Source organism: Plantactinospora sp. WMMB782, assembly GCF_049179135.1.
GTDB lineage: Bacteria > Actinomycetota > Actinomycetes > Mycobacteriales > Micromonosporaceae > Plantactinospora.
This window is the reverse complement of sequence record NZ_JBMHMC010000007.1, coordinates 2816728-2835408: the sequence shown is the minus strand read 5'-3', so window position 1 is coordinate 2835408 and position 18681 is coordinate 2816728. Positions and strand designations below refer to the sequence as shown.

Sequence of the window (18681 nt, the reverse complement as noted above, 5' to 3'; positions counted from 1 at the left end):
GCCGGTCACCGCAGCAGGTCCCGGCCGCGAACGCGGACGGTCAGCCCCGGATCAGGACGAAGCCGCTGCGTGGCCGGGTCGGCACCCGGCTCAGCGAGATCCGGAGATCCTGCTCCGGCACGTGGTAGTCCAGCTCGGCGAGCCGGCCGGTGAGCGCGCTCAGCAGGGCCACCGTCGTCGTCTCGCCCGGACAGCGGTGGCCGGTACGCGGATCACCGCCGCCCTGCGGCACCAGCTCGAAGGCGCCGATCTCCCGGCCGACGAACCGCTCCGGGTCGAAGGTGTACGGGTCCGGCCACAACCGGGCCGAGTGGTCCTGGCCGTACAGGTCGAGGATCACCAGCGAGCCGGCCGGGATGGGTACGTCCTGCCAGCTGAGGTCCCGGACGGCATGTCCGGCGACGAACGGCGCGAACGGATAGAAGCGCCGGACCTCGTGCCCGAACGCGGTGAGGTAGTCCGCGCTGCCGGAGCGCAGCCGGGGCCGGAGTTCCGGCCAGCGGTGCAGGGCGTGCGCGGCGAAGGCGACGAACCAGCTCACCGCCACCGTCGGCCGGACCAGGTTGAGGATCTCCACGGCGGCCAGCCGGGAGTCGAGCCGCTCGCCGTCGACTCCCCGGTAGTGGGCGATCGCCTCGACCGCCGAGCCGGCGTCGACACTCCGCCGTCCCGCCCGGACCTGGTCGACCAACTCGGCCAGCCAGCGCTCCCGCCGGCCGCGCGCCTGCCGGGCCCGCCAGTGCCGGGGACCGAGGGTGCCGAAGCCGTCCACCAGCGTCACCATGTCGGCGGCCATCCCGTCGACCTCCGACTCGGCCAGCGGCACGCCCACCCACCGGCAGACGGCCCGGGTGAGCACCCGGCTGACCTCGTCGAAGAGTACGACGGGCTGCCAGGAGGGCCAGCCAGCGACCGTCTCGTCCCAGGCGGCGCTCGCGTACCGCTGGAGGTTGACGACTGCCTCGGGGGTGAGCAGCGAGGTGAAGATCGCCTTACGGTGCCGGTGGGCGGCGCCGTCCAGGGTGTGCACCGCACGGCGGCCGAAGAGCGTGGCCTGCACCGGCCCCGGGATCGCCCCGTGCCGCCGGACGTGCTCCTCGTCGTAGAAGAACCGGGCCGCGTCCGGACCGCAGAGCGCCACCGCGCGCTGTCCGAGCAGCCGGGTCTGGACGGTCTCGGCCCGCTCGCGGCGGCGGAGGTTGGGCAACCAGCCGTAACCCTCGACAGCGAGCCGCAGCGTGTTGTCGGCGAGCAGGGCGGGACGCGGAGGCATCTGCCCTTGATGCCCGGGCAGACCAGGACTAAACAGGACCCAAACCGGCGGAAGAGTCGTACGGGCTGGTCAGGATCGGTACAGTCTCGAAGTGATCTTTCATATCGCCGAGGAGGCGGACTGGGCGGCGGCACAGGTCGCCGGGGACTACCGGGTCTCCACCCGGGGCCGGAGCCTTGCCGAAGAGGGGTTCATCCACGCCTCCCGGCGCGGTCAGGTGCTCGGGGTGGCCGAGGCGGCGTACTCCGACGCCGGTCCGCTGCTGCTGCTCCGCATCGACCCCGACCGACTCGCCAGCCCGGTGCGCGACGACGAGGTCGCGCCGGGAATCGTCTTCCCGCACATCTACGGCCCGCTCAACCTGGACGCGGTGGTGGAGGTGGCACCCCTGGCCCGGACCGCCGACGGTCGGTTCGTGTTGCCGCCCGGCTGACCCGGCTCACCGGACGGCCGGAGCAGCCGCCTGACCCACCCGGTCCTGGTCACGCAGCCAGATCCTCTACCGGTCTCCCGCCGCCGGGCCCTGCCGGGATGCCGGACCGGGAGCCGGACGGATTATTCCGTTGCGGCGGGCAAGGACCGCCGCCTACGTTCCCGGTACGCCGACGAGCCGGAAGGAGGTCAGAACGTGTCCGATGTTCTGCGCCCCCTCCGCGCCCCGGCGTCCACGCGGATCTGACCCGGGGCGCCCAGCTCTGGAGGATCGTCCCATGACCGATCTGGTCGTCCGCCCGCTCGTCGCGGGTGAGGAAAGTCTGTTCGACTCGATGCCCGATCCGCTGCCCCAACTGCGCCAGTTCGGCTACGCCGAAGGGCTGGCCGGCGGCGGCTACCGTCCCGAGCACACCTGGGTGGCCCTGCGCGGCGGCCGGGTGGTCGGCCGGGCCGCCTGGTGCCTGCCGCCCGGTGCCGTCGGTGAGCCGTGGCTGGAACGGTTCGACCTGGCCGCCGAGCCGGAGGTGGGCGCCACGCTGCTGCGCGCCGCGCACCGGGCGTTCGGCGGTCCCCGGACCTACTACGCCGCCCTGCCGGCACACTGGCGCCGCCGGCCGGAGGTGCTGGCCGTCGCCGAGGCGCCGATGGCGGCGGCCCGGCTCGCCGGGCTGGTCGAGCGGGGAGAGCGGCTGCGCTGCTCGTGGACGGGTACTCCGCTGCCGACGCCGTCCGGGCGGTACACCTTCCGGCCCGCCGCCGGACCGGCGGAGATCGACGCACTGGTGGCCCGGGTCGCGGATCCGGAGGTGCTTACCGGCAGGGAGGTCGCCCGCGCGGTCCACGGAGTCGACCTGGCCACCGACCCGCTGGCCTGGCTGGGCCGCTCGGCCGGAGCGTGGCGGATCGCGCTGCGGGCCGGGGAGCCGGTCGGGCTGGTCGGCACGGCCGGCGACGCCTGCTATCCGCTCATCGCCTATCTCGGCCTGCTCGACGAGGCAGCCCTGGCCGAGCTGCTGGCCGAGGCGGTACGGGTGCTGGCCGACGGCGGCGCGCACGAGGTGGTCGCGGACGTGGACGCACATCGGGTACGCGTACTGGCCGAACTGGAGCGGACCGGGTTCCGGCAGTTGCGCTCCCGGGTGGTGTTCGTACCGGAGCAGACGGGTGGTCGGTGCGGCACCTGATCGGCTGATCGGGCCGGCTGCGGCGCCCGGGCATGGGCGGCCCGCCGCAGACGATCGAACAGCGACGGTCCGGCTGCGGCGCCCGGGCTGGGGCCGCCGCGGCCGGACCGGGTCAGGGCAGTTCGGAAGGGCGGTAGCCGGCGGTCCCGGCGGAGGTGTGCACCAGCACCGTCAGACGGTCCACCTCGCCGCCCTCCGGCCCCGGCCACCAGGCCCGCCCACCAGCCGGACCGCAGGCTGGCCTGGAAGGTCCGGCCGCCGTCCAGCCGGACCTCCACCGCACCGGGCAGGGCGGGCTCGGCTGGTGCCGAGCCCGCCCTGTCGCTCCCGAACCCGTCGGTCGGATCGTGGGTCGGTTGGGTGTTGGTGGGGTGGTCAGCGTTGCAGGGTGAGGAGTCCGGGGCGGTAGGGCAGCAGGCCGTAGTCGCCGCCGGAGTTGGGGGAGCGTCCCTGGTAGAGGAGTTGGAGGTTGCAGGGGTCGACGGTCATGGTCTGGTCGGCGTTGGTGCGGATCAGTTCGCCGTGGCTGATGTCGTTGGTCCAGGTGGCGCCGCTGTTGGCTTTGCCGGCGAAGGGGTTGCTCTCGGTGGTGGCGTTCGGGGTCCAGGAGCCGCCGAGGCTGGTGGCGGTGAAGGAGCGGAAGTAGCGGCCCTGTGCGCCGATCGCTTCGACGATCATCAGGTAGCGCTGTTGGCCCTGGAGTTTGTAGACCTGGACGGCTTCGAAGAGGTTGTTGGTGGAGTCGGTCATGATCGTGGTGTAGTTCGAGCCGAAGCTGCCGGGGAAGTTCCCGATCGGCATGCTGGAGCGGTAGATGCGGCCGTTGTCACCGGCGAAGAAGAGGTACATGTTCTGGTCGTCGCCGATGAGGGCCTGGTCGATCGGCCCGGTCCCGGAGTTGGAGATGCTCGCGGTCGACAGGGTCTGGTGTGCCGACCAGCTGTTGACGTTCGTGGGGTTGGTGGAGGTCCGGTAGGAGAACGCGGGTCCACCCCACTGGTAGGCGAGCACCCAGATGTTGCGGGGGGCGAAGTAGAACAGCGACGGCGCCACGGCGGAGAACGGCATCGCGTTCTGGCTGGCCGAGCCCATCTGGTTCCAGTTGGAGAACAGGCCGAAGTTCATCGAGCCCCACGAGGTGCCGGTGTCGTGGGTGGTGGCGTAGACGAGGTGCTGGCCGTTGTAGGGGGCGTGGGTGAAGTCCTTCAGCGACACCCAGCCCGACCTCGGCTGGGCCAGGGCGCCGGTCGACGACCACCGGTACGACGACGGCAGGTTGCACGTACCACCCGGCGGCGGCGTGGTGGGGGTTCCTCCGCCGTCGACCCGGACGAGCTGCCACTGCTGGTTGGCACCGTTCCAGTCGTCGTACTGCACGATGTTGCCACCGTCGGCCGTCGAGGCGCCCTGCACCTCCACCACCTTGTTGCTGTTCCGGTTGACCAGCCGCACGTAACCGCCGTCGGAGTCGGCCAGCCGGAACTGCTGGTTGGTCCCGTTGCCGTCGGCCCACTGCACGATGTTCGCGCCGTTCGCCGTGGAGAAGTTGTAGACGTCCAGCACCTTGCCCGACAGCCGCGACTTCACCCGGTAGTAACCACCACCGGAGTCCACGAACTGCCACTGCTGCTGGTTGCCGTTGTTCCTGGCCCACTGCGTGATCCGCGCACCGTCGTTGGTGGCCAGGTTGTAGACGTCCAACGCCTTGCCACTGTTCCGGTTGACCAGCACATACCACGCGTTCGTGTCGACCGTCGCGGCTGCGGCGGGTGTCGACGCCACCACCGCGACGGCACCGCCGAGCAGCACCGTCGCCGCGCCGACGGCGACGACCCGTTTCAAGTACCCGCGTCGCCGCAGTGGCGGCGCGGTCGATGGAGACCCACCGAAGGCAGACATGATCCTCCTCGAGATGACCAGAAGCCGAACGGCCGACCCGCCACCTGCCGAGGACGCGGCGGCGACGGATCGACCGCGACGCATGGCGAGCACCTGCGTCGCTAGTGTGAGCGCTAACAAGGTGTTCCGCGTGCCCTCGCCATAACGCCCGAGCAAGGGCCCGACGACGCAGGCTCGCCCGGTGAACCAACGCATCGTCGTCCTTGAACATCGACTGTGAGCGATAACATGACGTTCGTCAAGTCGTGCCGCTCCGGCTTCACGAGCTTCCGGGCTTGCGGTCGATTGAACGAGTGTTTAACGTAGTGCTGTGGCATCGGCCGACATGGTTTCCGGTGCGCGGGACGGCGACCTCGCCACCGCGGACCGGATCCGCGACGCCGCCGTCGAGCGGTTCGGCCGGGACGGCTTCCGGGTCGGGCTGCGGGCCATCGCCGCGGACGCGGGCGTCACCGCCGGCCTGGTGGTGCACCACTTCGGCTCGAAGGACGGCCTGCGTCGCGCCTGTGACGAGCAGGTGCTGGCGGTCGTCCGGGAACAGAAGACGAAGACGCTCACCGACGGCACCGCGTCGATGTTCCTGGCCCAGCTCGCCGAGGTCGAACGGTTCGCGCCGGTGGTGCGCTATCTGCTGCGCAGTCTCCAGGCCGGCGGCGAGCTGGCGGCCGCCCTGATCGAGCAGATGATCGCGGACGCCGGGGAATACCTGGCCGCCGGGGAGGCGGCCGGGGTGGTCCGGCCCAGCCGTGACCGGGCCGCCCGGGCCCGATACCTGGCCTACCAGGCGACGGGTGGCGCGTTGCTGTGGTTCACCACCCAGGGCGCGACCGCCGGACCCGAGTCGTTCCGCACGCTGTTCCGCCACTACGTGCAGGAGATCACGCTGCCCGCCCTGGAGCTCTTCGCCCAGGGACTGCTCGTCGACCGGTCGATGCTCGACGACTACCTGATGTACGTCCCGGATCCGCCGGAGAGTGCCGCGGCCGACGCCGCCCGCTAGTCACCACACACACCCCGCTGGGGTGCTCTCTCCCGCACCTTCCGACGACACGTTGCCCAGGGCGCTTCCCTGGGCCTGCCTCGAACGGGACGTACCACAATGACTGCTGCCATCGACATCCACCAACTCGAAAAGTCCTTCGGCCGGGTGAGGGCGCTCGACGGCCTCGACCTGTCCGTCGAGACCGGCCAGGTGCACGGCTTCCTCGGCCCGAACGGCGCCGGAAAGTCCACCACCATCCGGATCCTGCTCGGACTGCTGCGCGCGGACGCCGGACAGGCCCGCATGCTCGGTCACGACCCGTGGAAGGACGCGGTACCGCTGCACCGCCGGCTGGCCTACGTACCCGGCGACGTCGAGCTGTGGCCCAACCTCACCGGCGGTGAGGCGATCGACCTGTTCGCCCGGCTGCGCGGCGGCACCGACCCGGTCCGCCGCGACGAGCTGTGCCAACGGTTCGACCTGGACCCGAGCCGGAAGGGCCGGACCTACTCCAAGGGCAACCGGCAGAAGGTCGCCCTGATCGCGGCGCTGGCCAGCGACGTCGAGCTACTCCTGCTCGACGAGCCGACCGCCGGACTGGACCCGCTGATGGAAGCGGTGTTCCAGGAGTGCATCCGCGAGGTCAAGGCGACCGGCCGCACCGTCCTGCTGTCCAGTCACATCCTCGCCCAGGTCGAGGTCCTCGCCGACCAGATCTCGATCATCCGACAGGGCCGGATCGTCGAGACCGGCTCGCTGGCCGAGCTGCGACACCTGACCCGTACCTCGGTGGAGGCGACCGTCGACCGGCCGGCCGACGTGCTCGCCGGGCTGGCCGGCGTACACCGGTTGCGGGTCGAGGACGGCCACCTCCACTTCGAGGTCGACGGCGAGCATCTTCCGACAGTGGTACGGCAGCTGGGCGAGCTGGGTGTGCACGGGTTGACCGCCCGGCCGCCGACCCTGGAGCAGTTGCTGCTGCGCCACTACGACGACCGGCTCGGCCACGACCGTGAGCCGGAGGTGGCGTGATGACCACCAGGACCGCCGACCACCCCGCACACCCCGCCGCACCCGGGACGCTGTTCACCGGGACCGGCAGCCTGCTCCGGTTCATGCTGCGACGCGACCGGATCCGGTTCCCCGGCTGGGTCCTCGGACTGACCCTGATGATGGTCTACTACTCCGCCGCCCTGAACAGCGTCAGCCAGAGCCCGGAGGACCTGGAGGGGCTGACCGCGTTCTCCGACAGTCCGGTGGGCGCGCTGTTCGGCGGGCCCGGATTCGGGTACGACGAGCTGACCGTCGAACGGTTCCTCGCCGGCCAGTACGGGCTCTACATGCTGCTCGGCGCCGGGCTGATGGGACTGCTCACCGTCGTGCGGCACACCCGGGCCGAGGAACGCACCGGCCGGGCCGAACTGGTCCGCGCCAACGTGGTGGGCCGGCACGCCCAGCTCACCGCCGCACTGCTGCTCACCGCCCTGATGGGTGTGCTCGTCGCGCTGCTGGTCGGTGCGGTGATGGCCGGCAACGGGTACGACGCCGGCGGCTCCCTGCTGTTCGGCCTCTCCATCGGAGCCGTGGCGCTGGCCTTCGCGGGCATCGCCACGGTCACCGCCCAGGTGTCGGAGTACCCCCGGGCCTCCGCCGGCCTCGCCGGTGCCGTCCTCGGCGCCGCCTTCCTGCTGCGCGGCCTCGGCGACATGGCGGCGGTCCAGGGCAGCGGCCCGGCATGGCTGTCCTGGCTGTCACCGCTCGGCTGGTCCCAGCAGACCGCACCGTACGTCCACGACCGCTGGTGGCCGCTGGTGATCTCGCTGGCGTTCACGGCGGTCACCGCCGCCGTCGGGTACACGCTGTCGACACGCCGGGACTTCGGCGCGGGCCTGCTCCCGCCCCGCCCGGGTTCGCCCCGCGCCGCCGGCTGGCTGGCCGGCCCGCTCGCGCTCGCCTTCCGGTTGCAGCGGGCCAGCCTGATCGGCTGGAGCGCCGCCCTGCTCGTCAGCGGCCTCGCCTACGGATCGTTCACCCAGCCGATGCTGGACGGCTTCGCGAACGCACCCGAGGACCTGGTGGCGGTGATGGGCGGCTCCGCTGACCTGCTGGCCGGCTTCCTCGGCCTGATGGGCCTGACCATGGCCTTCACCGTCACGATCTTCGCCGTACTCGCCGTACACGCGTTGCGCGCCGAGGAGACCGACGGCCGCGCCGAGCCGGTACTCGCCACGGCTGTCGGCCGCCGGGCCTGGATCGGCAGCCACCTCGCCGTCACCGCCGCCGGCGTACCGTGGCTGCTGTTCGTCGCGGGCGCGGGGATGGGGGTCGGCGCGGCGGTCAGCACCGGTGACGCCGGGCTCGTCGGCGATCTCGTTGTCGGCCACCTGGCGCACACTCCGGCGGTCTGGCTGGTCCTCGCCGCCGCCGCAGGACTGTACGCGGCCGTGCCACGGGCACTGCCGGCGATCTGGGCGGTCCCCGGCTACGCAATGCTCGTCGGCTTCTTCGCCCCGATCCTCGACATCCCCGCCGGCGCCGTACGCCTGTCGCCGTTCGAGCACATCGGGGAGTACCCGCTCGACGGGGTCAGCGTCGCCGCCGTACTCGTGCTGACCGTGTTCGCCGCCGCGGTGACCCAGGCCGCGGTGGCCGCCTTCCGCAGGCGCGACCTGTCCAGCACGGCCTGACCGACCGAGCGGGGCCTCGACGGGCCGAGGGTCACCTCGGGCAGCGGGGGTGTGACTTTGGCGAAGGCGGCGGGTGGCGATCCGCCGCCTCCGCCACCGCTGTCCGCGCGGCTCGCCGGCCGGCGGCCGAGGACCCGCCGTGGTTCCGGGCGCCGGTCCGGCGCCCGGCGCGCGGTCGATCGCCCGGCGAACCGTCAGCCGCCCGGTCGGGGCGGTCGACCGCCCGAGGGCCGGTCAGTCCCCCGAGGGCCGGTCGGTCCCCGAGGGCCGGTCGGTCCCCGAGGGCCGGTCGGTCCCCGGCGGCCGGTCGGTCCCCCGGCGGGTCCGGCTCCTGGTCGGGTGGTTGGAGCGCCTGCGGATCAGCCGGCGGCCCCGCGTCTCCAGGCGTTGCTGCCAGGCAGGCAGCAGATCCGGGTCGAAGCCACGCGCGACGACCACGTCGGTCGAGGAGTGCAGGAGGATGCTCAACACGATCGTGAGGGCGACGAGCGCGAACGTCTGCTCGGCTCCCGCGATCCCGGAGGCCAGCAGAAGCAGGCCGTAGACGACCGAGGCGAAGCCCTTCGGTCCGAACCACATGGCGGCCAGTTGCTCGCGGAGGTCGAGTCTGGCGCCGAGGAACGAGATCCAGAGCGCCACCGGGCGGGCCACGACCAGGGCCAGGATCGCGAACAGCCAACCGGTCCAGGAGACGTCGGCGAAGAACGCCGGCGACAGCAGCGCGCCGAACACCAGCAGCGCGGCGAGTTTGAGGATCTCGGCCACCAGTTCGCCGAAGTGCTCGAACGCCTCCCGCTGCTGTCGGCCGACCGTGGCTACGGTGATGCCGGCGGCGAACGCGGCGAGGAACAGGTTGGCGTGGCTGGCCTTGCCCAGGGCGAGGACGAGCAGGCCGATCGCGACGGCGTTGAGCGGAAGGTACTGCGGGGAGACGGCGAACCAACGGGTGCGTTCCAGCCGGATCGCGACCCACGGCACCGCGATCCCGATGGCGATGCCCAGCAGCAGCTCGGTGCCGAGCATCGTCAGGTGCAGGTCCTCCTCGTGCGCGGCGATGGCCAGCAGCACCACCACGAACGGCAGGGCCAGTCCGTCGTTGACCCCGGACTCGACGTTGAGCAGATGCCGGAGCCGGCCGGGGACCCGCTCGTTCCCGACCAGCGCGGCGGCGAAGACCGGGTCGGTCGGGGCGAGGATCGCACCGACCAGCAGGGACTCGACCCAGTTCAGGCCGGCGACGTAGTGCGCGAGGACGGCGGTGATCAACAGGGTGAGCGGCAGCCCCCAACCCAACGCGCGTCCGGGAAGCCGCCACGCCGCACGCAGGTCGGTCCAGCCGACCCGCATGCCGTCGGTGAACAGCACCGCGAAGAGGGCAAGTTCCGCCAGCGTCGCCACCTCCGGCGACCGGGCGGTCACGTGGACGAGACCGAAGACGCCGTCGCCGACGAGGAAGCCCGCGACCAGGAACAGGACCGCCGTGGACAGCACCGTGCGGTGGGCGAGCGCGGACAGCAGCACCGCCAGCAGCAGCGCAACGGCGAAGATCAGCAGCAGTGACATCCGGTGTTCCGTCCCGTCGGCATGGTGATCATGTCGCCGACCAGACTTCCCGGCACACCGAGGGAACAACCTACCGGTCGGCCGTCTCGGCAACGACCCCCCGGCCCCATCCTTCGGCGGGGGCGACACCGCGCCCGTCTCCGCGGTGAGCTGTCGCACACCTGTCACAGCGGTCACCCGAACGGTGTCCTGTGGCCGAATCCCCTCCGCCGTGAAGGAGAAACCGATGAACGGGAAGACCGAGGTGCTGGTGGTCGGCGCGCAGCGGCTGCGGTCGGTCCTCGCCAGCACCCCCGCAACGGCCACGCTGACGGTCGTCGGCGCCGGTCCCACAGGTATCGAGACCGACGGCGTGGGGCGCCTGCTCACCGACGAGACGTTGAGCAGCGTCGACGACGAGCGCATCGTCGCGGCCGGAGACTCGGCGGCACCGTCGGACCTGCCGTTCCGGATGAGCGCCTACGCCGCCGCCTGCCTGGGGGCGCACGCCGCCGACACGGTGCTGCACCGGATCGCGGGCCGGCGACCGGCGCCGGTGAGTGTGCCGACCGCCGTCATGTGCGTCAGCCTGGGGCGGCGGGCCGGCATCTACTCCGCTCCGGCTCGACGGGCTGGAACCAACCGCTGCTCCACGACGACCAGTAGTAGAACGAGCAGCGAGAAAGCGGAGGAAACACATATGCGCAGGTCGGCATCATCCGGCGTACGTCGCCGGGCGGCCACGTTCGCCGCCACCGTGCTGGCGGTACTCGCCGCGACGGGCTGCGGCCAAACCGTCGACACCCCGGCGGACCCGCCCGGCCCGGCCTCGTCGGCGAGCACCGACAGCGCGACGTTCATGGTGCGGGACCCGTGGGTCAAGGCCGCCGACAAGGGCATGACGGCCGCCTTCGGCACCCTGGTCAACAACACCGGCGCCGACGTCACCATCACCGCGGTGAGCACCTCCGTCTCGCCGATCGAGCTGCACGAGATGACGATGAAGGACGGCAGCATGGTGATGCGGCCGAAGACCGGCGGCATCACCGTCAAGGCCGGTGGAAGTCACGTGCTGGAGCCGGGCGGCGACCACTTCATGCTGATGGAGCTGGGCAGGCCGGTCCGGGCCGGTGACGAGCTGACCTTCACCCTCACCTTCGCCGACGGCCGGACCAGCGAGTTCACGGCGGTGGCCAAGCCGTTCACCGGCGCCGAGGAGAGTTACGACCCGAGTTCCGGCATGCCGATGGCCCCCGCGCCGGGGATGACCATGAGTCCCGCGCCGTGACCGACCGCTCCGAGACCCGCGCGGTGAGCCGGCGGCGCCTGCTCACCGGCGGTGCCCTGGGCGTCGGCGGCGCCGTCGCCGGGGCGGCGGCCGGGGTCGCCGTGACCGCCGCCGGCCGGCAGGCGCCGGCACCGGTTCCGGTCGACCCGGGCGCCGCCACGGCCGTCGGCACCGACGTCGTGCCCTTCTACGGCGCCCGCCAGGCCGGCATCGCCACCGACCCGCAGGCGCACGCGGCGTTCGTCGCCTTCACCCTGCACCGGGGAGTCGACCGGGCGGCACTGGGCCGGTTGATGCGGCTGCTCACCGACGATGCCGCCCGGCTGACCCAGGGCCGGGCGCCGCTGGCCGACACCGAACCGGAACTCGCCGTGCTGCCGGCCCGGCTCACCGTCACCTTCGGGTTCGGCCCCGACCTCTACCCGGCGGCCGGCCGGGACGACCGCCGGCCGCCGTCCGTCACCGCACTGCCGGTCTTCGACATCGACCGGCTGCAACCGGCCTGGTCCGGTGGTGATCTGCTGCTCCAGATCTGCGCCGACGACCCGCTGACTGTCACGCACGCGCAACGGATGCTGGTCAAGGACGCCCGGCCGTTCGCGGCGGTCCGCTGGGTACAGCGGGGCTTCCGGCGCAGCCGGGGTGCCCAGGCCGACGGGCATACCCAGCGCAACGTGATGGGCCAACTCGACGGCACCGCCAATCCCCGTCCCGGCACCGCCGCCTTCGAGCAGTCCGTCTGGGTCGGCGACGGCCCGGACTGGCTGCGCGACGGCAGCACGCTGGTGCTGCGACGCATCCGGGCCGAGTTGGAGACCTGGGACAGGCTCGGCCGGGCGGACAAGGAACTCGCGGTCGGCCGACGGTTGGACACCGGAGCACCGCTGACCGGCCGGCACGAGCGGGACGAGCCCGACTTCTCGGCCCTGAACGAGGCAGGTCTGCCGGTCATGCCGGACTTCGCACACGTCACCCGGGCCCGGGTGTCCGACGACCGGCTCAAGATCCTGCGCCGGCCCTACAACTACGACGCGGTGCCGGACGCCGACGGGCGGGCCGACAGCGGACTGATCTTCGCGGCGTACCAGGCCGACATCGCACGGCAGTACCTGCCGATCCAGCGCCGGCTCGCCGAACGGGACCTGCTCAACGACTGGATCACCCCGATCGGTTCCGCCGTCTTCGCCATCCCACCCGGCTGTGGGCCCGGCGGCTGGATCGGCGAACAGGTGCTGGGTTGACCGGCACGGGCCGGGCGACAACCAGGAAGAGCGACAACCGGGAAGAGCGACAACCGGGAAGAGCGACAACCGGGAAGGACGACCGATGCGACGAGTTCCCGGCAGCCGGGGTGGGCCGGACGGTGGGATCCGGAACGCCGGACGACGGCGGGTGGCGCTGGCCGCGCTGGCGGTCACCGGCGCCCTGGCGGGCGGGCTGCTGGACGTCCGGCCGGCGGCGGCGCACGCCGAGCTGCTGACCAGCGACCCCCGGGCCGACTCGACGGTGAGCAGTCAACTCGACGAGATCACGCTGACCTTCAACGGCCTGGTCCGGGGCGACTTCAGCACGGTCGTCGTGACCGGCCCGGACGGGGTCCGGCACGGCGCCGGTCAGCCACGGGCGGTCGACAGGCGGGTACGGCTGCCCGTCGAGCCGGTCCGGTCCGGCAACTACCGGGTCGCGTACCGGGTGGTCTCCGCCGACGGGCACCCGATCCAGGGACAGTTCCGGTTCACCGTCGCACTGCCCCCGGCGCTGGAGCCGACCGCCGCTCCGGCCGGCCCGCCGGCGACCTCCGGTGACCCGCCGGCGTCGCCGGTCGCCCGGGTGCCAGCTGCGGACACCGGTTCCGGAGCGGTGCGTTACGGTGCCGGTGCCGCCGGGCTCGGCGTCGCGCTGGCCGCCGCCGGGTTCTTCCTGGTACGCCGAGGGCGCCGGCGCCGCGGGAGATGAGCACAGGATCGTGGCGGGCACGGTGTCGGGGGGTACGAGCGGCGCCGACCGCCGCACCCGGACGATCGTCGGATCGCGGTTACCCCGCGTCACGCCGCCCCGTGCCATCCTGACCGGATGCGAGTCGTCTCGATTCACACGTACCCCGTGAAGGGTTGCCGTCGGATGGACCGCGAGTCGGCCCGGGTCGAGCCGTGGGGCCTGGACGGCGACCGGCGCTGGCTGATCGTGGACGAACAAGGGCTCGGCCTGTCCCAGCACCAGCACCGGGAACTGGTGACGATGCGGGCCGTGTCCCGGCCGGGCGGGCTGACCCTGGACGCACCGGGACTGGCCCCGCTCTACCTGGCCGAACCGACCGGAGGCGAGGCGAGCCAGGTCCTGGTGTATCGCGGCCGGCCGCCCTCGCAGGTACGCGCCGCCGGCCCGGAGGCCGACGAGTGGCTGGGCCGGCTGTTGGGACGCCCCGCCCGGCTGGTCTGGCTCGGTGACCCCGCCGGCAACCTCGTGCCCTGGGAGGTTCCGGCCGGCTCCGGCGCCGAGGTGAGTTTCGCCGACGGCACCCCGCTGCTGTTGGCGAACACCGCGTCGCTGGACGCGTTCAACGACTGGCTGCTGGAGTCGGGCAGCACCGAGGGGCCGCTGCCGATGACCCGGTTCCGCCCCAACCTGGTGGTCAGTGGTGCCGCGCCGTGGGCAGAGGCCGACTGGGTCGGCCGGCGGATCAGGATCGGCGGGGCCGAGTTCCACGGTGCCGCCGAGTGCGGCCGCTGTGCTGTCGCGACGATCGACCAGGAGACCGGGGAGCGGGGCCGGGAGCCGCTACGGACGCTCGCCGCGCGGCGGAACGTCGACCAGAAGCTCCTCTTCGGTCTCCAGCTGACCGTGCGGGCCGACCCGGACGGAGCGACCCGCGAAGGTCGTACGGTGAGCGTCGGTGACGCCGTGGAAGTGCTGGCCTGACGTTGCGGCGGGCATCCGCCCCGGAACGCGGAGCCCGGCACCGGGTGGTGCCGGGCTCCGCCGATCGAGCGGCGGTCGCCGATGGAAGATCGGCGCCGTCGGGACCGCCGACGCCGGCGAGGCCGGCGCTACCCGATCAGGTCGCGGTGCAGGTCACCGCCGGGGCGGTGTTGCTGCCGTTCCAGGTGCCGATGAATCCGAAGGTGGTGCTGGCCCCGGCGCCGAGTGAGCCGTTGAAGGCGACGTTCGTGGCCGTCACCGCCGAGCCGCTGGCGCTGACGGTCGCGTTCCAGGACTGGCTGATCGTCTGGCCGTTGCCGAACGTCCAGGTGACCCGCCAGCCCCGGATCGCGGACGAGCCGGCGGTCACCCGTACGTCGCCCTGGAAGCCGCCCTGCCACTGGCTCGTGATGGCGTAGCTGGCCGTGCAACCGCCAGCGCCCGGCGGCGGGTTGGTCGGGTTCGGCGGCGTGGTCGGGTTGGTCGGCGGCGGAGTGGTCGGCGGCGGGGTGTTCGGCGGCGGCCAGCCGGGCCCGCCGGGCGGCCAGCCGACCAGGCCGCCGCGGTACTGCCCGGCGGTGACCGTCATCAGCCGGCTGGCTCCCGCGATGCTGCCGCCGGTGGTGGCCATTCCGCCGACCGTGGTGCCGGAGAGGCTGCCGCCCAGGTAGACGTCGTAGGTCTGCCCGTTCTGGATCCGGTTGGAGGAGAAGACCACCTCCCGGAAGCTCTTGGGGGCCCGGTAGGAGGCGATCACCTGGTTGCCGGAGACCAGGTGGAGCAGGGCACCGGCCGGCTGGCTGCTGGACAGCTGCGGGGCGACCCAGCCCTGGCCGGAGGTCGGCGGCAGGCTCAGCACCGCCATCGAGGTCGATCCGGCCCCGAGCACCGTACCGCCGTTGAAGTAGACCGGGCCGTTCGAGTCGATCGCGCCCTCGCCGGGGCTGCCGGTGCTCGGCCCGCTGACCACGACCGTGCCGGCGGTGACGGTCACCGAGCCGTTGGAGTCGATGCCGTCGATCGTGGAGTTGACCAGGGTGGTCCCGCCGGTGATCCGGACGAAGGCGTTCGGCGCCACGTCGAAGTCGCCGTACCCTTCCTCGGTGGCGTTGAGCGCGTCGTCCCGGGCGGTGACGTCGACGTTGCCACCGCTGATGGTGATCTGCCGGCTCTCGACGGCCTCGAAGGCGTTGGTGACCGTGACGTTGCCACCGGAGATGGCGACGGTGTTCTCGCCCTTGATCGCGTCGTCACCCGCGCTCACCCGCACGGTGCCGTTCGAGATGGCGAGCCGGCCCCGGTCCGCCTCGGTGTCGTCGGACTTGATGCCGTCGCCGCCGGCCGTGACGTCGAGGGTCCCTCCGGTGATGTCGAGGAAGTCCTTGCCCCGGATACCGTCGTCGACCGCGTTCACCGTGATCGTGCCCGACTCGATGACGAGTCCGTCCTTGCTGGTGATCCCGTCGTAGGCGTTGCCCCGGACGTTGAGCGCTCCGCTGCCGGTGATCCGCAGGTCGGCGCTGCTGAACAGGGCGGCGTTCGGCTCGTCGGTGTTCGGGTCCGGGTAGACGTACCTGGTCGCGTCGGTGAGCCGGCTGGTGGTGCCGGCGGCGAGCGTGATCACGACCTGGTCGGCGTCGGCGACCTGCAACGGTGCGTTGCTGGAGTTGGTGATGGTGGCGCCGCTGAGGATCAGCTCGACGGTGCCCGAGGCGGACGTGTCGACGTTCAGGTAACCGTCGTTGAGGGTGCCGGTGACCTCGTAGGTGCCCGGTGCGGTGATCGTCACGGCCCGGCCGGCGATCACGACGTCGGCGCTGGGGCTGGTGGCGCTGGCGCCGGTCAGCGTGATCGGGACGGTCGCCGCAGCGATGGCCGGTGCCTCCATCGGGCCGGCGACCAGTGCGGTCGCGAGCCCGACGGCGACGATGGCTCTCGGTGGGATGCGTTTCATGGCTCTGTCCTGACTCGGGTGCGGATGGGACCGGACGCCTGGATGAACACATCGACAACTATAAATGAACTCGGTGGATTTCGAGGCCGCCGCCGCCCCACGGCGTCGACGGATCCATCCGGACGCGCACCTCTCGCCGCACGCCGGCCGAGGCGGCTGGTCGTCGCCCCCGCATCCGGCGGAACACCAGCCGACCTGTCGGGGTGGCGGCGACGGGGAACCGGTGCGGCGCGTCGCCGTAACGGGTGAACCGCCGGAAGCATGCCCTGCCCAGGCTTGCACCGCAACCGCTCCACAATCGCGCACCTGCAGCCCTTTCAAGGGAATTGCTATCGCGGATACGGCATCTTCGGCCGATGGACCGGGGCAGTTGCGGTCGGTTAGATTCACGCCGTGACGGTGTTTCGCATGGGTGAGGCCGCCGAGTTGCTCGGCGTCAGCGTGGACACGGTGCGGCGGTGGATCGACGCCGGACGGCTGCCGGCGGGTCGGGACGAGCACGGCCACCGGATGATCGACGGGGTGGACCTCGCCGAATTCGTGCGCGCGCAGTCCGCTGGTCCCGACGGCCGCACCGACGGGTCGTCGGCGCGTAACCGGCTGCGCGGCATCGTCACCGCCGTGGTGAAGGACGCGGTGATGGCGCAGGTGGACATCCAGGCCGGCCCGTTCCGGCTGGTGTCGCTGCTGAGTCGCGAGGCGGCCGACGATCTCGGTCTCGAGGTCGGCTCGGTGGCGGTGGCAGTGATCAAGTCGACCACGGTCGTCGTGGAACGGCCCACCACACGCGTGGCCGGCAGAGGGGCACCCGCGGTCAGCAGCGGAAGGACCGGCTCATGAGCGGACGACGGTTCCGCGTCGCCCTGGCCGGCCTCACCGCTTCGGCGGTGGTCGCACTGGCCGGCTGCGGCGGCGGGGACGATTCCGCCAGCCCCCGGCCGGAGGGTGGCGGTGCCGGGTTGACCGGCAACGTCACGGTCTTCGCCGCCGCGTCGCTCACCGAGTCGTTCACCCGGATCGGCAAGGACTTCGAGGCGGCGAATCCCGGGGTGCGGGTGACGTTCAGCTTCGCCGGCAGTTCCGCGTTGGCCACCCAGATCAACGAGGGTGCGCCGGCCGACGTGTTCGCCTCCGCCGCACCGGCGAACATGAAGGTCGTCACCGACGCCGGCAACGGTGCCGGCGCACCGACCACGTTCGCGCGCAACCAGCTCGTCGTCGTGGTGCCGAAGGGCAACCCGGACGGGGTCACCGGGCTGGCCGACCTGACCGGGCCCGACACCAAGGTGGCGCTCTGCGCCGAGCAGGTGCCCTGCGGGGCGGCGGCGAGGAAGGCCCTCGACTCCGCCGGCGTGGGACTCACCCCGGTCACCCTGGAGCAGGACGTCAAGGCCGCCCTGTCGAAGGTGAAACTGGGCGAGGTCGATGCCGCGCTGGTCTACCGCACCGACGCGAGGGCCGCCGCCGACGACGTCGACGGGATCGAGTTCCCCGAATCGGCCGCGGCGGTGAACGACTATCCGATCGTCGTGGTCAGGAACGCTCCAAACCCGACCACCGCCCAGGCGTTCGTCAGCCACGTACTCTCCGACACCGGCAGGACCGTCCTCACCGCTGCCGGGTTCCAGGCTCCGTAGCCGATGTCACCGCTCGACGACGCGGTGGCCCGGTCCGGCCACACCGCGCCACGGACACGTCCCAGACGCACCGGCCGGGCGCCGGTCGCATTGCTCCTGCCGGCCTCGCTGGGTCTGCTCTTCCTGGTGCTGCCGCTGTTCGGGCTGCTGGTCCGCACCCCGTGGGGCACGCTGCCGCAGCGGCTCGCCGATCCGGGCGTGGTCACCGCGCTGCGGCTGTCGCTACAGACCGCCACCCTGGCCACCCTGCTCTGCCTGCTCTTCGGCGTACCCCTGGCCTGGCTGCTCGCCCGGGTCGAGTTCCCCGGCCGCCGCGTCGTACGCGCCCTGGTCACCGTCCCGCTCGTGCTGCCACCGGTGGTCGGCGGCGTCGCCCTGCTGCTCGTCTTCGGCCGCCGGGGACTGCTCGGCGGCTGGCTCGACGCCACCTTCGGGATCACCCTGCCGTTCACCACCACCGGCGTCGTACTCGCCGAGGCGTTCGTCGCGATGCCGTTCCTGATCATCGCCGTCGAGGGTGCGTTACGCGGCGCGGACACCCGCTACGAGGAGGCCGCCGCCACCCTCGGCGCCAGCCGGTGGACCACCTTCACCCACGTCACCCTGCCCCTGGTCGCCCCCGGCGTCGCCGCCGGAGCCGTACTCTGCTGGGCGCGGGCCCTCGGCGAGTTCGGCGCCACCATCACCTTCGCCGGCAACTTCCCCGGCCGCACCCAGACCATGCCGCTGGCTGTCTACCTGGCCCTGGAGACCGATCTGGAAGCCGCGATCGTGCTCAGCCTCGTCCTGCTCACCGTCTCCGTCGCCATCCTGGCCAGCCTCCGCGACCGCTGGATCAGCGCGCCGTGACCGCCGACCTGACCGTGCACGGTGGCTCGTCC

The 18681-nt window shown here is 72.3% G+C and carries 16 protein-coding genes and 1 pseudogene; 13 read left to right on the top strand and 4 right to left on the bottom strand.

What is annotated here, in order from left to right; genetic code table 11:
* Window positions 1–40: 40 nt before the first annotated feature.
* Window positions 41–1273, bottom strand: a complete 1233-nt coding sequence (locus ACN28A_RS15040) for a cytochrome P450 (RefSeq protein ID WP_421395866.1) — start codon at window positions 1271–1273, stop codon at window positions 41–43.
* Window positions 1274–1364: 91 nt separating this feature from the next.
* Here ACN28A_RS15040 and ACN28A_RS15035 point away from each other — a divergent pair, with 91 nt between their 5' ends.
* Both ACN28A_RS15035 and ACN28A_RS15030 read left to right on the top strand, forming a co-directional pair.
* Window positions 1365–1706 carry a DUF952 domain-containing protein gene (locus ACN28A_RS15035; protein ID WP_421395865.1) on the top strand — a complete coding sequence of 114 codons (342 nt, stop codon included), beginning with the start codon at window positions 1365–1367 and terminating at the stop codon, window positions 1704–1706.
* Between the two features lie 277 nt (window positions 1707–1983).
* Entirely contained in the window at window positions 1984–2892 is a 909-nt protein-coding gene (locus tag ACN28A_RS15030) for an acetyltransferase (protein ID WP_421395864.1), read from the top strand.
* A 375-nt stretch (window positions 2893–3267) separates the two neighbouring features.
* Here ACN28A_RS15030 and ACN28A_RS15025 read toward each other — a convergent pair whose 3' ends face one another.
* Entirely contained in the window at window positions 3268–4791 is a 1524-nt protein-coding gene (locus ACN28A_RS15025; RefSeq protein ID WP_421395863.1) for a non-reducing end alpha-L-arabinofuranosidase family hydrolase, read from the bottom strand.
* Between the two features lie 325 nt (window positions 4792–5116).
* Between ACN28A_RS15025 and ACN28A_RS15020 the strand changes: the two are divergent.
* The 4 genes and pseudogenes from ACN28A_RS15020 to ACN28A_RS15005 form a co-directional block, all read left to right on the top strand.
* Window positions 5117–5287, top strand: a pseudogene (locus tag ACN28A_RS15020) (helix-turn-helix domain-containing protein); the annotation flags it as partial.
* A 78-nt stretch (window positions 5288–5365) separates the two neighbouring features.
* Window positions 5366–5791: a hypothetical protein gene (locus ACN28A_RS15015; RefSeq protein WP_421404400.1), complete on the top strand. Its 426-nt coding sequence runs from the start codon at window positions 5366–5368 to the stop codon at window positions 5789–5791.
* Window positions 5792–5890: 99 nt separating this feature from the next.
* Window positions 5891–6805, top strand: coding sequence for an ATP-binding cassette domain-containing protein (locus ACN28A_RS15010; protein ID WP_421395861.1), 915 nt, complete (start codon window positions 5891–5893; stop codon window positions 6803–6805).
* Complete coding sequence (locus ACN28A_RS15005) at window positions 6805–8460, top strand: ABC transporter permease (protein ID WP_421395859.1); 1656 nt, start codon at window positions 6805–6807, stop codon at window positions 8458–8460. The genes ACN28A_RS15010 and ACN28A_RS15005 overlap by 1 nt, the downstream gene beginning before the upstream one ends.
* A gap of 234 nt (window positions 8461–8694) precedes the next feature.
* Here the strand turns inward: ACN28A_RS15005 and ACN28A_RS15000 are convergent, their stop codons facing one another.
* On the bottom strand, window positions 8695–10023 hold the full coding sequence (locus ACN28A_RS15000; RefSeq protein WP_421395858.1) for a cation:proton antiporter: 1329 nt from the start codon (window positions 10021–10023) through the stop codon (window positions 8695–8697).
* Window positions 10024–10702: 679 nt separating this feature from the next.
* Between ACN28A_RS15000 and ACN28A_RS14995 the strand changes: the two genes are divergently transcribed.
* The 4 genes from ACN28A_RS14995 to ACN28A_RS14980 all read left to right on the top strand — a co-directional run bounded on the left by ACN28A_RS14995 (window position 10703) and on the right by ACN28A_RS14980 (window position 14209).
* A complete protein-coding gene (locus ACN28A_RS14995) occupies window positions 10703–11290 on the top strand; it encodes a copper chaperone PCu(A)C (RefSeq protein ID WP_421404398.1) in 588 nt (195 codons plus the stop codon).
* 23 nt (window positions 11291–11313) lie between these two features.
* Window positions 11314–12531, top strand: coding sequence for a Dyp-type peroxidase (locus tag ACN28A_RS14990; RefSeq protein WP_421404396.1), 1218 nt, complete (start codon window positions 11314–11316; stop codon window positions 12529–12531).
* An 85-nt stretch (window positions 12532–12616) separates the two neighbouring features.
* On the top strand, window positions 12617–13246 hold the full coding sequence (locus ACN28A_RS14985) for a copper resistance CopC family protein (protein WP_421395857.1): 630 nt from the start codon (window positions 12617–12619) through the stop codon (window positions 13244–13246).
* A 117-nt stretch (window positions 13247–13363) separates the two neighbouring features.
* Complete coding sequence (locus ACN28A_RS14980) at window positions 13364–14209, top strand: MOSC domain-containing protein (protein WP_421395855.1); 846 nt, start codon at window positions 13364–13366, stop codon at window positions 14207–14209.
* 136 nt (window positions 14210–14345) lie between these two features.
* On the opposite strand, the gene ACN28A_RS14975 is transcribed toward ACN28A_RS14980, so the two are convergent.
* Window positions 14346–16163: a carbohydrate-binding domain-containing protein gene (locus ACN28A_RS14975; protein ID WP_421395853.1), complete on the bottom strand. Its 1818-nt coding sequence runs from the start codon at window positions 16161–16163 to the stop codon at window positions 14346–14348.
* 393 nt (window positions 16164–16556) lie between these two features.
* Here ACN28A_RS14975 and ACN28A_RS14970 point away from each other — a divergent pair, with 393 nt between their 5' ends.
* From ACN28A_RS14970 to ACN28A_RS14960, 3 genes are read left to right on the top strand one after another with little or no spacing between them, the layout of a single operon-like run.
* On the top strand, window positions 16557–17003 hold the full coding sequence (locus tag ACN28A_RS14970) for a TOBE domain-containing protein (protein ID WP_421395851.1): 447 nt from the start codon (window positions 16557–16559) through the stop codon (window positions 17001–17003).
* Window positions 17000–17800 (top strand): molybdate ABC transporter substrate-binding protein, encoded by an 801-nt coding sequence (modA, locus tag ACN28A_RS14965; RefSeq protein WP_421395849.1) that lies wholly within the window; start codon window positions 17000–17002, stop codon window positions 17798–17800. The genes ACN28A_RS14970 and modA overlap by 4 nt, the downstream gene beginning before the upstream one ends.
* A gap of 3 nt (window positions 17801–17803) precedes the next feature.
* Entirely contained in the window at window positions 17804–18649 is an 846-nt protein-coding gene (locus ACN28A_RS14960; protein ID WP_421395847.1) for an ABC transporter permease, read from the top strand.
* Window positions 18650–18681: the final 32 nt, after the last annotated feature.

What these genes read in the sequence shown, in the direction of transcription:
- ACN28A_RS15040 (WP_421395866.1), bottom strand. Translation starts at nt 1,273, where the DNA reads ATGCCTCCGCGTCCCGCCCTGCTCGCCGACAACACGCTGCGGCTCGCT.
- ACN28A_RS15030 (WP_421395864.1), top strand. Translation starts at nt 1,984, where the DNA reads ATGACCGATCTGGTCGTCCGCCCGCTCGTCGCGGGTGAGGAAAGTCTG.
- ACN28A_RS15025 (WP_421395863.1), bottom strand. Translation starts at nt 4,791, where the DNA reads ATGTCTGCCTTCGGTGGGTCTCCATCGACCGCGCCGCCACTGCGGCGA.
- ACN28A_RS15015 (WP_421404400.1), top strand. Translation starts at nt 5,366, where the DNA reads ATGTTCCTGGCCCAGCTCGCCGAGGTCGAACGGTTCGCGCCGGTGGTG.
- ACN28A_RS15010 (WP_421395861.1), top strand. Translation starts at nt 5,891, where the DNA reads ATGACTGCTGCCATCGACATCCACCAACTCGAAAAGTCCTTCGGCCGG.
- ACN28A_RS15005 (WP_421395859.1), top strand. Translation starts at nt 6,805, where the DNA reads ATGACCACCAGGACCGCCGACCACCCCGCACACCCCGCCGCACCCGGG.
- ACN28A_RS15000 (WP_421395858.1), bottom strand. Translation starts at nt 10,023, where the DNA reads ATGTCACTGCTGCTGATCTTCGCCGTTGCGCTGCTGCTGGCGGTGCTG.
- ACN28A_RS14995 (WP_421404398.1), top strand. Translation starts at nt 10,703, where the DNA reads ATGCGCAGGTCGGCATCATCCGGCGTACGTCGCCGGGCGGCCACGTTC.
- ACN28A_RS14985 (WP_421395857.1), top strand. Translation starts at nt 12,617, where the DNA reads ATGCGACGAGTTCCCGGCAGCCGGGGTGGGCCGGACGGTGGGATCCGG.
- ACN28A_RS14980 (WP_421395855.1), top strand. Translation starts at nt 13,364, where the DNA reads ATGCGAGTCGTCTCGATTCACACGTACCCCGTGAAGGGTTGCCGTCGG.
- ACN28A_RS14975 (WP_421395853.1), bottom strand. Translation starts at nt 16,163, where the DNA reads ATGAAACGCATCCCACCGAGAGCCATCGTCGCCGTCGGGCTCGCGACC.
- modA (WP_421395849.1), top strand. Translation starts at nt 17,000, where the DNA reads ATGAGCGGACGACGGTTCCGCGTCGCCCTGGCCGGCCTCACCGCTTCG.
- ACN28A_RS14960 (WP_421395847.1), top strand. Translation starts at nt 17,804, where the DNA reads ATGTCACCGCTCGACGACGCGGTGGCCCGGTCCGGCCACACCGCGCCA.